We start from the raw sequence: 15,269 nt of genomic DNA, 5'->3' as shown, positions 1-15,269 counted from the left end.
AGTAGTTGAATTAATGGTTATTTATTTTCTGGTAGTAAATTAGAAAAAAAAAATTAATCTCACAAATTTTTGAAATAACAGCTAAAATAATTCTATCTTATTTAACAATTATTCATTTTTTGTCTAGGTAGTCCAATCTCATGTTCCTGTGGGTAAGGCTTTCTAAAAGTCATACTTACGTCCTCTTTCAAATTTCTTGTGGCTTCACCTGATTTATTCTTATCCATTGAATAACGTGGGTCAGGAATAAACGGCATCTTAGCCATTTTATGAATAGTAATCGTTGGAAAGTGAAAATCCACCTCCACAGTTCCGAGAAGTAAATAACAACCACCATCTTGAAACGGATATTGCTCTAAACAATTCGGAAAATGTGCTGTATCGAAATATTCGCCTTCTGCATCAATCCATGTTCCGAAAAACATCGTTCCACGTTTGGTTGGGACATGCTTTCTGGAAATTAAGTAAGCCAACATCTTCACTTGCCGTTTATGGTTCTTGACCAGATCTTTTGCCATTACACTACCTCTGTATTTTGTCTGAAGTAGTTCAAAAGGAGAATGCGAAACCGGAAAACCAATAATCTCAATTTCATCAAAATCATCTTCGAACGGATGTCTTTTGATTTCCGGAAGCTCATATTCCCTTTGTGGTTCTTCAAGCAGAGTTAAATGCCTGTATTCAGGCTTAGAATTAGTCAGCAGGAATCTAGCCTGTATTAGTAATTCATGCTTTTGTTTTCCTGTAAACCTGAATGCTCCAATAAAGATCAATGGTTGTATGGTTTCAATACCAATTGGAATTCTCTTGATTAAATTTTCTAAAGATGTATATTCCCCATTTTTTCTTCTTTCAGCCGGAATCATTTCAGCAAGACGACTTTCCAGACTTTCAATGTGTATCAATCCTAAATAAACATCCTTATCATAAACGGTAGTTTGATACTCACTCAGGTTTACACAGGGATTATTAATGTTCGCACCCGACATTTTGGCTTCATGTACATAGACCTCTGTTCGATAGAAACCACCACCATTATTAATCGCACTAACCATGAATTCAATAGGATAGTAAACTTTGAGATACAAACTTTGGTAACTTTCAACCGCATAAGAAGCTGAATGAGCCTTGCAAAAAGAATATCCTGCAAAAGATTCTATCTGCCTGTAAACTTCTTTTGAAAGCTGTTCAGGATGTCCGAGTTGTTTGCAGGATTCAAAGAAGTGATTTTTGACTTTTTGCAAGGCTGTTAAAGATCGTCCTTTTCTGCTCATAGCTCTTCTTAGAACATCGCCATCAGGAGCGGAAAGACCACCAAAATGAAGCGCAATCTTAATCACATCTTCCTGATAGACCATAATACCATAAGTCTCCCCAAGCTCGTCTTTAAAAACGTCATGAAAGTATTCAAACTTCGTGGGGTTGTTATGCCTGAAAATATATTCTTTCATCATTCCACTTTGTGCTACACCCGGACGGATAATTGATGATGCAGCAACTAGTACTTTGTAATTCTCGCATTTTAATCTTCTAAGCAGACCACGCATCGCAGGACTTTCAATGTAAAAGCATCCAATTGTTTTTCCAATGCTCAGGAATTCATTGCATTTCGCTTCGTTTTTAGAAATCGTTGTATCTTTTATATCTACCGTAATCCCTCTCTTTTCTTTAATTAGATCAACAGTGTCTTTGATTGTTCCCAAACCTCTTTGTGAAAGGATGTCAAATTTTTCAAAACCTATATTTTCAGCAACATGCATATCAAACTGAACAATGGGAAATCCTTTTGGGGGCATTTCCAAAGCCGTAAAGTTTGTGATTGGCTCTTCTGAAATGAGAATACCACAAGAGTGCATACTTCTTTGATTGGGAAATTTCTCAAGTAGTTTTCCATATTTATGAACAAGCCTAAATACAGAATTGTTATCATGCTCACTGATAGGTTTTGTTGCAAGTGAATCCAGTTCTTCTTTCGGTAAACCAAAAGCTTTTCCTACTTCCCTGAAAATGGAGCGGTATTTAAATTCCACATTTGTTCCACAAAAAGCAACATGATCTTTACCGTATTTTTGAAAGATGTATTGTAAGATAGTATCTCTCGTCTGCCAACTCCAGTCAATATCGAAATCCGGCGGGGGTTTCCTGTTCAAGTTCAGGAATCTTTCAAAATACAAATCAAGCTCCAACGGACAGATGTCTGTAATTCCCAAACAGTAGCTTACAATAGAATTTGCACCGCTTCCCCTGCCAACATGCATAAATCCCATTTTGTTGCTATACTGCACAATATCCCAAGTAATGAGAAAATAGCCACTAAATTTTAATTCGTCAATTACTGCCAATTCTTTCTCTACTCTTGCTTTAGCTTCAGAATTCCGACCAGAGTATCTTTTTCTAAACCTTCGTAAGCAAGTTTTGTAAGAAGTTCAAAATCATTTTCCCGACTATCAGTAAAGAACCTTTTGTTTTTAGGTGTTGAAAAGTCAAATTCAAAACTACACCTTTCAATCAATTTAGCTGTGTTGTCAATTATTTCTGGAAGATTGGCAAACGCTTCTAAAATCTTTTGCTTTGGGATAAACGTTTCTGTATGTTTACAGCAATCTTTGTCTGCAAGCATTGAGATAAGTGTATTGTTATCTATAGCCCTGAGAATACGATGCAGATTATATTCTTGCTTTGTTTTAAAAGTAACAGGTTGCAAGATGACTATCTTTGCAATCAGTTTTTTCAGATGAGGTTTAATTAAAAAGTTTATTTCTTCAGGTCGTATTCCGATATACTCATCTTCTGAAAGTTTTTCAGGGATATTATGGATGGGGTAAATAATAATTGTGTGATCAAGCGTTGGATTATGCTTAGGAATTTCAACCTCATCACAATTGTAAGCAGTGAGCATTCTATTAATCTCACCAATTGCTTTCTGATTTTTTGCAAGGCAAATGTATAGTTGCTCATTTAGCACTCTGACATCAACTCCGACAATAGGTTTGATTGAATGTTCTTTACAAACCTTATAAAAATCGTAAATTCCGGTAATGGTGTTGATGTCGGTTAAAGCCAATGTTTTAAGCTTTAATGCAAGTGCTTGCTGAACCAATTCGTCGATAGAAATAGTTCCATAGCGCAGGCTGTGATATGAATGGCAATTTAAAAACATGATAAAATTTATTTTAATAATCCAGAAGCTCGACCAACACTATCAGTGCCGAACCTGTTTTTGATATTATCCATTGTCTGATACAATGAGATCAATTCTTCAGTATCTTCAAACAGATTCATTTGATGACAGCCGTGAACCAGTCCAGTAAACTTAACACCGATCAACCTGATTCTTATTCTTCTTTTATAAAGCTTTTTAAAAAGCTCGAGAACATATTTTAAAATTGTATAATCTGACGATGTGTACGGAATTTTACACTGCTTCGTTTCTGTATCGAAATTACTGTACCTGATCTTCACGACAATCACTGACGTAAGCCATTTTTCTGCTCTGAGTTGGTAGCATAACTTTTCAACCATTCCAGACAAAATACTTCTCACATTAACAACATCTATGGTGTCCTGAGAAAATGTGTCTTCAGTAAAAATCGATTTTCTCTCTGAATACTGAACAACAGGCGTGTCATCAATTCCATTAGCTTTCTTCCATAGATCGCTTCCACTTTTTCCGATGTGCCTATGCAAAACATCAACAGGCATTACAGATAAAGTCTCTATTGTCCGTACGCCTAACCTTGATAGAAGTTGGTATGTTACATTTCCAACCATTGGAATTTTTTTAACGGAAATATGCAGATTGTAAGTATTGTACTTTTAATTCGGTAACTATAAATTGGTCGTTTAATTCAGTGAATAAATGAAACTTTTCAATTAAGCTTTTCTGTATTTTTTTCCCGATTGGATATATTGAATCATAAAATATAAAAGTCAATTCATGTTGAGATAATTGGCTTTTTAATATTTCAACATATTTTATTTTTTGAATATCCGTAAGTTCAGCATCATCAATTAATTTAAGGATTTGAAAAAAGTTTTTAAAGTAATGACTGAAGACGTAATATCTTTTAGAAATAAAATAGGAGTATGCTCTATCGTAATTCTTTGCATCATTACTTATGTTCTCCGCCAAATTTGCGTAGTCGTGAATAAATGCCATCGTTGTTGAAATCTTTGTCAAAATAATCGACATAGCCTTCATCAAAGCTTTCTATTTCTAACTGCGTACTGCTTATAGATTTTACTTTGTAATCAACATCACCGTAAAATGTGATCATTTTAGAACCTGAATTGTAAGTCCACTGACCATCATCATTGGTGGGCGTATCTAAGCATACGCCATATTGCGTACTTTTGTACATTCTGATGTTCAGGAAATTGTTCGCTTTTAAATGATACAAATTTTTACCTGAGCATTCAAGATTTGTGCTCCCAATTTCCTGTCCATTCACATTATCTATAAATACGTACTTTTTTATTTTCCAATCTCCAATTAATGCGTTTGTATATGTTATTTCTTCGGGCGCATCTTCATTAGTGCTGCTACACGAAAAGTTGAAAATTAAAGCCTTCAACAGGCTCAGGGTAATAAATGTTTTTTCATTTTATAAATTCTATTACTTTTGTCTGTTGTGATTTAAAATTAAAATAATCACGTCTGATAATTACTGAAAAACGTCCTAAATACGAGATAAGTTCGTCTTCATTTTCGAAGTCAACTAAATCTCTAGGTTTGCCTTTTACGTAGCTTAAAAAGCCAGCAATTGCGTTTGAGAGCGCAGTAGTGTAATCGTTGTACTCCATAATCCAGTTGTAAACTTGCTTATATCCTTTCTCTGAAAGTTTCTTATCCTCTAAAGAAATATACATATCAAGCTGAGAAAGTTGGTTTGCCAACAAACTGAAAATTTGGATTGGCATTAGCTTCATCGTAATTAAACAATGTTCAATAAGGTCTTCAGTAAGGTTTTGAGGGAAGTATCGATATTGAAATGAGTAATTCTTTCTTTGCAATGCAATCAGTTTGTTTACTATTGCCTTATTAGGGTTGTTATTATACCAATCCCAAAGATTTTGCCGCTCTTGAACAGTTGAAATCTCTAAAAACAACTCAATTGTTTTTTCGAAATGCAACATCAACAAGTCTTGATTATTATCTTGTTGGGTATAATCTTTAGGGTTTTTTTCCATGTATTCAATTAGCGATGTCTCGACCTGAAAAATATTCTCTGGCAACCGAATAGGAATTGCTCCAAATAAGAAAAGGTCAACAAACGTTTTAATAATTTCAAAACCTTTAGGAGGTTGTGAGTAGTAGTTAAATTCCATTAATTTAAAAGCTGATGGTAAAGTTCCTATACCGGATTAGAATGCAAAAAAGCGTGGAACTATAACTTAATTCGCAAACAGAGGTTCTGGTAAACCTAACACCACAAACAAGTATAGCCCACGCCATAGGCGAGGGCATCAACTGTTTATTCTGCGGTGTTAATGAAATGTACCAGATTTCTGTTTGCAGAACAAAAGCTAACGCTTCGTTATTTCGATAAAATTTCAGCTGTAAAAGTATTAATAATAAACCAAAAAAAAAACGCCGTATTTGTAAACAGCATTATTGGAAGCAGCAGCATTAAGCAGATTAAGATTTGATTTAGACTAATGTTTTTTGATTGGGTTAAAAAATATATACCTGCTTTTATATTGCTATTATTGAGAGTCTATAACGAACTACATAGGCTTTCCATTATGGGTAATGTCTATTCTCGCATTAATTTTACAGTATTTATTACCATTTCATTTCTAAAAATCTACATTTTTCTTATGATCGGCGTCTCTTATTTGTAAAAATTGGATCTAATAGTGAACAATGTAAGAGATTTATTAGAAGGGAATTCAAGTCAAATTATTTTATTTAACTGATTTTAAAACATTTATATTTTTTTTATATCAAAGTTTGGTGATTTCAAAAAAAATAATATCTTTGCAGCAAGGAGAAGTCAAACATTGAATTTATAACCTACGAGGTAACACAATACTGGCATGAAACCCGGTCTTCTCCTTTATTTTAAAAACTAATTCACCATGTTGCACAATGAATAGAAAAGAATTCTTGTCCTTAAGTTCTTTAGGGATTTTTTCATTTATGTTTCCAAGTTTTAAGCTTTTTAGTAATACTTCCAAAGCTATAGTAGATGTCAATGTGCTACTAAAAAATGCCTGTATACTTAGAAAGCAGAAAAAATTTAATCAAGCTAAACAAGCATACGAACAAATTATTGCTCAACACCCTGATGAAATTAGGGCGTACGATGGACTCAGAAAGACTTTTCTTTCTCAGAAAAAAAAAGAGTGGCAGGTTATATTAATGTTTAAGACGGCTTTACTGCTAAATCCAAATAATCCAGAATTGAAGAAACGACTATATAAAGAGTACTTCAATGCTTGTTTAGGAAATAAAAAAGTCAAAAATTTAATAAATTTTAATGGTCGCCTCTTATCACACGTGTTGCAAAACTTTGCTACATTCGTGCAAAATCACCCTAACAATTTAGATTTACAAAAGCAATATAGCAGAATTACAAGATTATTAGATTGTAATGCTGATACGCAGAATGCAAAACAAAACCAAGCACTTAAAGCTTATAATAAGCAACAATATAAAAATTTCAAAAATAGGTTTAGCGAGCTTAATACTTCTCAGCTTGAATCTAAATTGGCTCAATTGTCATCAAAGCCCATCTCACTTGACAGAAAGCAGCATATACGGGAGCTGCACAAGTTAATTTTTCAAAAATTAAGAAAAGAGAAAAATAATACGGAAGCACTGAATAAGGCTCTTTCATATTATAATACTATAGATAAGAAGGACCCGCTGTTTCTTAAGTACGTTAGGGACTTATCAAAATTTCAAAAAAAGTATGATATATTAATTTCAGTTGAAGCACAAAATCATACATTAAAAAATAACTTCTGGTCTGCATTAGCATTACTTGATGCACATGTCAAAAAAGCGGAACACCAAAACATTAGTGTATCAGGAGTAAACGCCACATCATTATTTTTATTTTTAGAAGAAAACATGGACTCTCCTGATAAAAAATTTGAAGTAGCTACCCGAAAGATAAAATTTGATTTAATAAATAACCAAACTGATTTAGCGAAGGAAAAAATTTTAAACCAATGTAAGATCATGTATGGAGTATCAAATACCCATTCGATAGATCGCATGAATATTTTAATAGCAAAATATTTCAAAAGAAAAGGGGATGTTGAAAACAAAAATAAAATATTGAATATAGTTGGTGACCCGAAATCTTTTATAGAAAGCTCTGACCCAATAATCGTATCCACAGCATTGATTAATCAAAATCGCTCCTCAATAAAGCCTGTTCATTTACAAAATTTACAAAATTTAATAAGTAAATTATGAAATTAAAACCATTTTATTTTTTAGCATGTTTGTCGGTAAGTGGATTATTGTATTCTCAAATAGCTATTACTGAAGTTTATTATGATACACCTTTTAACGAAAAACTCCGATTTGGAAATGATTTAAATGGTTATGTTGACGCAATTAAGCACCATCGAGGTGAGTTTATTGAGATATATAATTACAGCGATTCAGATCTCAATCTTAAGGACTGGTATATTAAAGACTTACAAGGTATTTTTTGGCTACCACATAAAATCATTAAGAAGAATGAATTTATGGTGATTGCTTATAGCAGATTGCCCTACCATACTACGACTTTTTCAGACCATTTTACTCCAACATTCGGAAAAGAAAATCAAATAATTTATCAAGACCAGATTCTTCTTAGAAATAAAAAAGATAAAGTCACATTAGGTTATACTGTTGGTGGGCAAAAGTTTGTTGATACTTGGCAAGTTATGTGGGATTTCAGAAATGATCCATCTCCTAATTTCCTTCCAAATTTGACAAGTAACCCCTCTCAATTCTATTCTGTAAAATCGATACAATATCATCCTGACCCTATGTCGACAATTGATCCAAATGTTCAGCCAAATGGCTATGATTTGTATAATTACGAGGCCACACCAAATCCACTTCAAGCAAATTTTGTTCCTCCAACACAAAGTTATGCCGATTTAGTAAAAGATAATTTTCAAAATTACTATGCTTATCTAAATTGGGATAGCAATGCATCCAATCTTATCAACAATGTATGTCCGATCAATATTGAGAAGGTCTTTCAAAATTCAAAAAAAGGTGAATTAAGCAATGAAACTAAATGTTTTAATTTTGATTCATCAGGAAATGTGATATCAAGTTATAACTGTTCAGACCAATTAATTATTCCTGGTGAACCCAATGGATTAACAGCTGATGAATTGAATGCAATTAAAAATAGCATTGTGATATCTCCTAACCCGACAAAAGCCTCAGACTCTTACAATGTTACAATGAGTTGGAGCGGGCCAGCCTTAAACAAAATCAACAATGTCCAGGTTTTTAATTCTTCAGCGACAACTGTTTACGGTTTTGCTCCCGGGCAAGGTGTTAACACTACAACATTCAATCTTCAAAATCAACTTCCTGGAGCATTTGTTGCAAATTTTGTTCTTACAACTGGGCAAGTCATTTCTAAAAACATTTTAAAGTGGTAAAATGAAAAAATCTATATTTTTTACTCTATTTTTCGTAGCTGGTATTTTCAAGTCGCAAGAAACTTCTCGTATTCCTTTTGAATATAATACTTCAGGGCACTCTTCAATATCGCAAAAGCTACTAACTCCAGAAGAAATTTTAACTCCTACTATTAAAGCAGAGATGAATGTTAGTGAGTCTGGTGCAATGACCTATATGCTTCCTATCGAAATTCATTCAGGGATTAATAATTTTCAACCAAATATTTCGCTTGCTTATAATAGCCAATCAGGAAATGGAATGGCGGGTTGGGGCTGGAATATTGTTGGACTATCGACAATATCAAGAGGAGGTAAAAGCAAAGAAATTGATGGTATTACTTTGGGTACTCAATTTAATGATGATGATCCTTATTATTTAGATGGTCAAAGACTCATTCAGAACGATGCTAATAATTTCGTAACTGAAAAATTTTCAAAAATTAAAATTACAAAGGTTACATCGGGTGAATTTCAATTTATTGTAAAATATACAGATGGAAAGATAGCAAAATATAAAGAGTTAACGACAGGACAATACTACATATCACTTTTTCAAGACTCTTATGGTAATGCAATCCAATACACTTATCAAGTTGATAATTTCGTTCCAAAAGTAACTAAAATTTCATATGGAGAAGGAAATTCTTTCAATATCAATTTTGAATATAAAACACGTCAGACTCCAACTGAGGCCTACCGTAATGGTATCAAATTTGTTAACAAGCACGTTCTAGAAAGGATTTCTAGTAGTTCTACAAATAATGGTCTTTTTAGGAAATATGTCTTAACGCACGATTTAATTTACAGTAATACAATTGAGAGAATACGTAAAATCGAAGTTGAGAATATTGATGGTAAAAAGTTAAAGCCATTAGAATTCGACTATAACCTAGGAGTTACCACCGGAACTGTTGAAAAGAAAATTGATAGTAATGCTGGGTTTCTTCAAAACACTAAAGAATTAGGAGATATTGTAGCTGGAAATTTTTTTGGGAATGGGAAAATTTCTACTTGTTACATAGCTAAGGGAGTGGATGGATCATTTTCTTTAATGAGTTCACAAGCTGGGAAAATACAGATTCCTATTGAAGTTGGAGCGAAATTAATTGTTGGAAAAGCATTATCTAATGATGGCCGATTGAATGATCGGGATAAACTTTTTATTGCACATACAGGTCTTTATGCAAAATTACAAATTGTGGATTTAATGACAATGGAAAGCAGAATAGTTGACACTGCATTTCAAGGTAATGGCACATGGAATTGGAATGTAATAACAGGTGAATATACATTAAATTTGTCTCAAAATTCTGACCCCTACATTTCTGGAGATTTTAATAATGATGGATTAACTGATTTAATTCATTTTATACCTGCAACAGCATATTCTCCTACTAAAGCTCTTATGTACGAGATTGGAAAAACATTAGGTTCATCTACAGAAACAATTGAGTTGGAAGTACCAATTAATAGTGCACCAGCAAGTTCATTGTATTTATCCTTCACAAGTATACATCAAATTGAATTAGATGGAGATGGTATCCCAGAAATAATGTTTTTAGACGGTAATAAATACTCTATTTATAAAATTGATAACATTGGTAAGAAATTGGTTGCTTTACAAAACCTTCTACATGTCGCATTACCTGATTTTGAACATAATGAATATACTAAAAGGTCCACACCTATAATCTTTGGAGATTTTAATGGTGATGGTTTAACAGATTTTATAACACCAAAAAAAATCTATTATATAGACCAAGATAATAGCACGGCTGCTGTTGTTAAAAGAATGGAAACTGAACAACAGCTTTGGTGGCAATATATTAGTACTGGAACTGGTTTTATTGCAACAACTAAAGATTTCACATCTCAGCATCTTGCTTATATATGTCCCTCCCAAAAAACATATGCCAAAGCAGGAGGATCTTTTTGGCAAAAATTATGGTCGGGACCTGAAGTGGTATATGATTATACCTCCTATGGGGCTACAACTATTATCCCTACTGATTTTAATCAGGACGGAAAAACAGATCTAATTTCCTTTAGTAAATTTGGAAAAGTAAAATACAGTGATACGAAACAATTAAATCTTGCGGAGATTCAAAATGTGTTAGTTTTGTTGACAAATCAAACCTTCCCTGTCAGTCACTCCGTAGCTCAATTTGCAAATAAGATATATTTTCATGAAACGAAAACGGATGTGCAGGGGAATGTTAATTTATTAACATCCAACACTGTAATTCCGCTTACTAATGATTTAATATCACCTTTTGCGATTCCGTTAGAAGCAACCGATTTCAATCAGCTAAATACATACAAATCCAGTCTAGTAATTTCAGATCTTTTTACAAAAAAAGATATCTCATTTACGATTGATAATGATTCGTTCAATGAAAAATTGATAAGAAAAGTTATTAATGGTTCTGGAGTAGATCAGTTGGTTGACTATAGACCAATGACAAGTGACACTAATACGGATGTCGAAAGGTGTTACATTCGTAACAAAGGAAATGGAGAACTAAGTTATCCCTTTTACGTCCACAATAACAATGGAACAACTTATTTAGCTAGCAAAATTCATACCATATTTGACAATAAAGCTATTACTAAAGAATATAGATATGAAAATGCAACACAAAATCTATTTGGAAAAGGATTCTTAGGTTTTCAAAAAACATATAACAGTGATGCTTATGAATCCGAATTTAAAAACGGAAAGTACATAAATAAAAATCCAGCGAAAGCTGTTTTTTGGAGTATAACTACAAGAGATCCTATCTATGATAATGCAGTTGTTAAGAGTACCTACGGTGGGTTAAATATTTTTCTAACAGAGAGTACTAATGCCAATGCTAAGTTTGATAAGGGCAATCACCAATATTTGATATTGGCTACTGAGGAACTTACAAAAGATTATCTTAAAAAAATTACAATTTCAAAAAACTATGAATATGATCAAACAAATGATCTCAGATTAAAAACAGTTTACACAGATTTTAATGGAGAGGGATCTTCAATTTCGAAATATACTTACAAGCCAGAATTTTCTAATGGTGATCATTATTTTTATGGCAAGATAGCTACATCAGAGACTATTACATACAAAGATGGTCTATCATTTCATACTAGAAATGAATCAGACTACCATTCAGACGGAAGTTTATCTGAAGCAAGAAAATATGGTAATCAAAGTAGTAACTCGCCTGTAACAACTTCCTATACATATGATTCATTCGGAAATATTAAAACAGAAACTCTTTCAACTGGAAATATTGCGTCCCAGATTACAATGTACGAGTACGATGGAACTCATAGATTTATTAACAAAACTACCACTCCAGATGGATTAATCTCAACATCAAATATCAATAACTTAGGACGTCCTACTTCAGAAATTTCATCTTTAGGCTTAACTACATCCTATCATTACGATGATTGGGGTAATATTGACGAGATTACCGATTTCCTTGGTAAAAAAACAACTATCTGGAAATCTGTTGCTGAGCCCACATCTGGAGGTGTTTATAACCTTCATAGCAAAAGAGATGGTGGGATAGAGACTATTGCTACTTTTGATAAATTTAACAGAGAAATTCAATCCAATGAGCAATCTATTAATGGAAAATGGATTTTGTCTAAAAAAGAATATGATATTTTTGGAAAGCAAATCAAAACATCTGAATCTTTTTTTGAAGGTGAGCCAGCAAAATGGAATGCCATAGAGTATGATGAGTTTAATCGTCCTGTGAAAAACATTGCTTTTACAGGCAAGGTAATTACAACTTGCTATGAAGGGATGAAAGTTACCGTAGATGATGGTTATAAAAAAACATCAAAGACGCTCGATGCAATGGGGCATGTAATCAGACAACAGGATCATGGAGGTGTTATTTCATATTCATACTTTCCTAATGGTTCTTTAAAGGAAACAAATTACGAAGGAATAAAAACTACTTTCGAGATAGATGGCTGGGGTAATAAAACAAAAATGACTGATCCCTCAGCAGGAATATTTACTTACGAATATGATAATCTAAACAGGCTGGTCAAAGAAACCAATCCTAAAGGATATACTCTATACACCTATGATAATTTAGGTCGACCTCTTACTGAAAAAATAAGTGGTAACACTCCTGCTGAAAATACTAGTATTGAGAAAACATATACCTATAATGGTCTAACTAAACTACCAGAAACTATCTTCGGGGTGAGTAACGGAAAAAGCTTTACTTATACAACCTTGTACGATCAGTATTATCGTATTATTAGTAAAAAAGAAGAGACTCCTGACTTTATATATACGTCTAATACAACATATGATAATTTTGGAAGAGCTGATATTGCAAATATTATAACTGTTATTCCTAATATTTATACTTCCACATCATCCATTAAAAACATTTACGATGATAATGGAATTCTAATTCAGCAGAATAATAATGAAACGGGAGCAATGATTTGGCATCTTACAGCTGCTAATGCAAGAGGACAAGATACACAGATGGAGTATGGAAATGGTTATACACTCACAAACCAGTATAATCCGAATGATTTTTCTCTGTATAATATAAAACATCAAAATACTAATAATGGCACTATTGCATTAGATATAGATTATAATTATGATGTAAATAAAGGAGTTTTGAACTGGAGAAGAAATAACTCTTTCGGAAAAAAAGAAGATTTTACTTATGACAAACTTAACCGTCTTCTTTCAGAAGCTGTTAACGGAACTTTAACGAATGAATATTCTTATGATAAAAGGGGGAGAATTACTTCTAACACTGAATTAGGAAACTATAATTATAACGAAACAGATTATAAGTTACAAGGAATAAATTTTAATACTAATGGACAAAGTCTAAGTTCACAACGAGGTTTTGCAACAATTACTTATAATGCTTTTAAAAGTCCTAATACCATTGTATTAGCTGGTAAAGACAACTTAAGTTTTGAGTATAATTTATTAGAGTCTCGATACTCAATGAAATCTTCGGTTACTGGCCAAGAAAAATTTTATTCCTCAGATTTTGCTGTAGAAATTACAAAAAATAATAATGGAACAACACAAATTATTACATATGTAACTGGAGATCCGTACAATGCCAATTATATTAAGAAAGAGGTTTTAAATAGTGGCTCATTAGCAGAAAAAGAAAACTTTTTCTTACATAGAGATAATCTTGGAAGTATTTTGGCAATTACTAAAACGAATGGGTTAATTGAAGAGAAAAGATTTTTTGATGCTTGGGGAAATTTAAAAGGTTTGGTTCAATCTAATGGCCAGACATTGACGAATGTTGAGCAACTGAGACATATTCATTTATTTTTAGATAGAGGCTTTACAGGACATGAACATTTACAGACTGTTGGGTTGATAAATATGAATGCTCGTATCTACGATCCTATTCTGAGAAAGTTTTTAAGTCCGGATAATCTAGTTTCAGATCCATATAATACACAGAGTTATGACCGGTTTGGATATGTGTATAATAATCCATTACTTTATATTGATATTGATGGCAATGAACCAATATCTTTTACTGCTGCACTTATTATAGCTGTTGCTGTTGCTGTGACTACCAAAATGATTATGAATTCCATACAAGGTGTTCCCGTTTGGTATGGATTAGGAAAAGCTGCTACAACAGGAGCAGTAATGGGAGCAGTAAGTTTTGGAATTGGGTCCGTTGCATCAAGCGCAGCGGTTAGTTTTGTAGGTAAGGCTGCTTTACAGGCAGGCATGCATTCTGTTTCGGCAGGGATTATGTCTTCATTAGAAACAGGTGATTTTTCTTCTGGATTTTTATCCGGTGCCGTTTCTTCTATTATCTCAAGCGGAATTCAGGCTTTAGGAACTAATTTTAGCGGATCAGGTGCCATGCAAGATGCCAATCGTAATTGGATTTCTCAAAATAGCTTCGGAAAAGGAGATTTAATAAAAGTAACTATGATTACGGCGGGAGGTTTATCTGGAGGAATTTCTTCTACTATTGCAGGAGGTAACTTCTGGCAAGGTTTTAGGCAAGGAATTATCACTAGCGGACTAAATCACGTAGGGCATATGGGCACAAGTAAATTATTTGGTGGACCAAAAGCAACAGAGGTAACAAGTAGTTTTAAAGCAAATGATAAAGGAACATTCGTAATTGTTGAAACTGATGGATTAGGGCACGTTTATATGAAAATAGATGGTGAAGTTTTTTCTTATGGAAGATATAATGGATCATATTCTCCAAGTATGGGAGGATACGGGCCAGTAGGTGATGGTGTTTTAATGAAAGAAGGAATTTCATATTTAGAAAAGCGATTAGCAAAAAGTCCAAGTAGAGTATATAAAATATCAGGAGTTAATGCCAAAAATATAAGTAATTATTATAATAAGTTGTATGATGGTGGGACATCGCTGAAAAATGGGGGTAGAAGTATAAATACTTACTCTTTAGTAGGTCAGAATTGCTCAACAACTGTTTGGAATAGTTTAAAAGCAGGTGGATTTAGTACATTACCGTGGATAAATGATCCGAAGGCCTATATCCAAACTTTTGCTCCCCCATTAGATAAAACTGAAAGATTTTTTCAAACACAAGAATTAATAATTGATTCAAAATTTTAGA

6 protein-coding genes and 2 pseudogenes are annotated in these 15,269 nt (G+C 33.1%); 3 read left to right on the top strand and 5 right to left on the bottom strand.

Annotated features, from left to right (window positions below; genetic code table 11):
* Positions 1 to 101 precede the first annotated feature (101 nt).
* The 5 genes and pseudogenes from OEA66_RS07330 to OEA66_RS07315 all read right to left on the bottom strand — a co-directional run bounded on the left by OEA66_RS07330 (position 102) and on the right by OEA66_RS07315 (position 5,328).
* Positions 102 to 3,160, bottom strand: a pseudogene (locus OEA66_RS07330) (DNA polymerase III subunit alpha).
* Positions 3,161 to 3,168: 8 nt separating this feature from the next.
* A pseudogene (locus OEA66_RS07325) lies at positions 3,169 to 3,792 on the bottom strand (DNA polymerase Y family protein); the annotation flags it as partial.
* Positions 3,782 to 4,159, bottom strand: a complete 378-nt coding sequence (locus OEA66_RS20515; RefSeq protein WP_375379292.1) for a putative phage abortive infection protein — start codon at positions 4,157 to 4,159, stop codon at positions 3,782 to 3,784. The pseudogene OEA66_RS07325 and the gene OEA66_RS20515, both read right to left, overlap by 11 nt.
* Positions 4,113 to 4,574 (bottom strand): hypothetical protein, encoded by a 462-nt coding sequence (locus tag OEA66_RS07320; protein WP_267280749.1) that lies wholly within the window; start codon positions 4,572 to 4,574, stop codon positions 4,113 to 4,115. The genes OEA66_RS20515 and OEA66_RS07320 overlap by 47 nt, the downstream gene beginning before the upstream one ends.
* 25 nt (positions 4,575 to 4,599) lie before the next feature.
* A complete protein-coding gene (locus OEA66_RS07315; protein WP_267280748.1) occupies positions 4,600 to 5,328 on the bottom strand; it encodes a hypothetical protein in 729 nt (242 codons plus the stop codon).
* Between the two features lie 763 nt (positions 5,329 to 6,091).
* Between OEA66_RS07315 and OEA66_RS07310 the strand changes: the two genes are divergently transcribed.
* From OEA66_RS07310 to OEA66_RS07300, 3 genes are read left to right on the top strand one after another with little or no spacing between them, the layout of a single operon-like run.
* Positions 6,092 to 7,429: a tetratricopeptide repeat protein gene (locus OEA66_RS07310; RefSeq protein ID WP_267280747.1), complete on the top strand. Its 1,338-nt coding sequence runs from the start codon at positions 6,092 to 6,094 to the stop codon at positions 7,427 to 7,429.
* Positions 7,426 to 8,628: a lamin tail domain-containing protein gene (locus tag OEA66_RS07305; protein ID WP_267280746.1), complete on the top strand. Its 1,203-nt coding sequence runs from the start codon at positions 7,426 to 7,428 to the stop codon at positions 8,626 to 8,628. Before OEA66_RS07310 ends, OEA66_RS07305 begins: the two co-directional genes overlap by 4 nt.
* A 1-nt stretch (position 8,629) precedes the next feature.
* The gene (locus tag OEA66_RS07300) at positions 8,630 to 15,268 is read left to right on the top strand and encodes an RHS repeat-associated core domain-containing protein (protein WP_267280745.1); all 6,639 of its coding nucleotides are present in this window, start codon (positions 8,630 to 8,632) and stop codon (positions 15,266 to 15,268) included.
* The last annotated feature ends 1 nt before the right edge of the window (position 15,269 follow it).

The organism is Chryseobacterium luquanense (assembly GCF_026460945.1).
In the GTDB taxonomy this organism is placed as follows: domain Bacteria; phylum Bacteroidota; class Bacteroidia; order Flavobacteriales; family Weeksellaceae; genus Chryseobacterium; species Chryseobacterium luquanense.
Note: the sequence above shows the minus strand (reverse complement) of the source record. Positions and strands in the feature narration are given on the sequence as shown.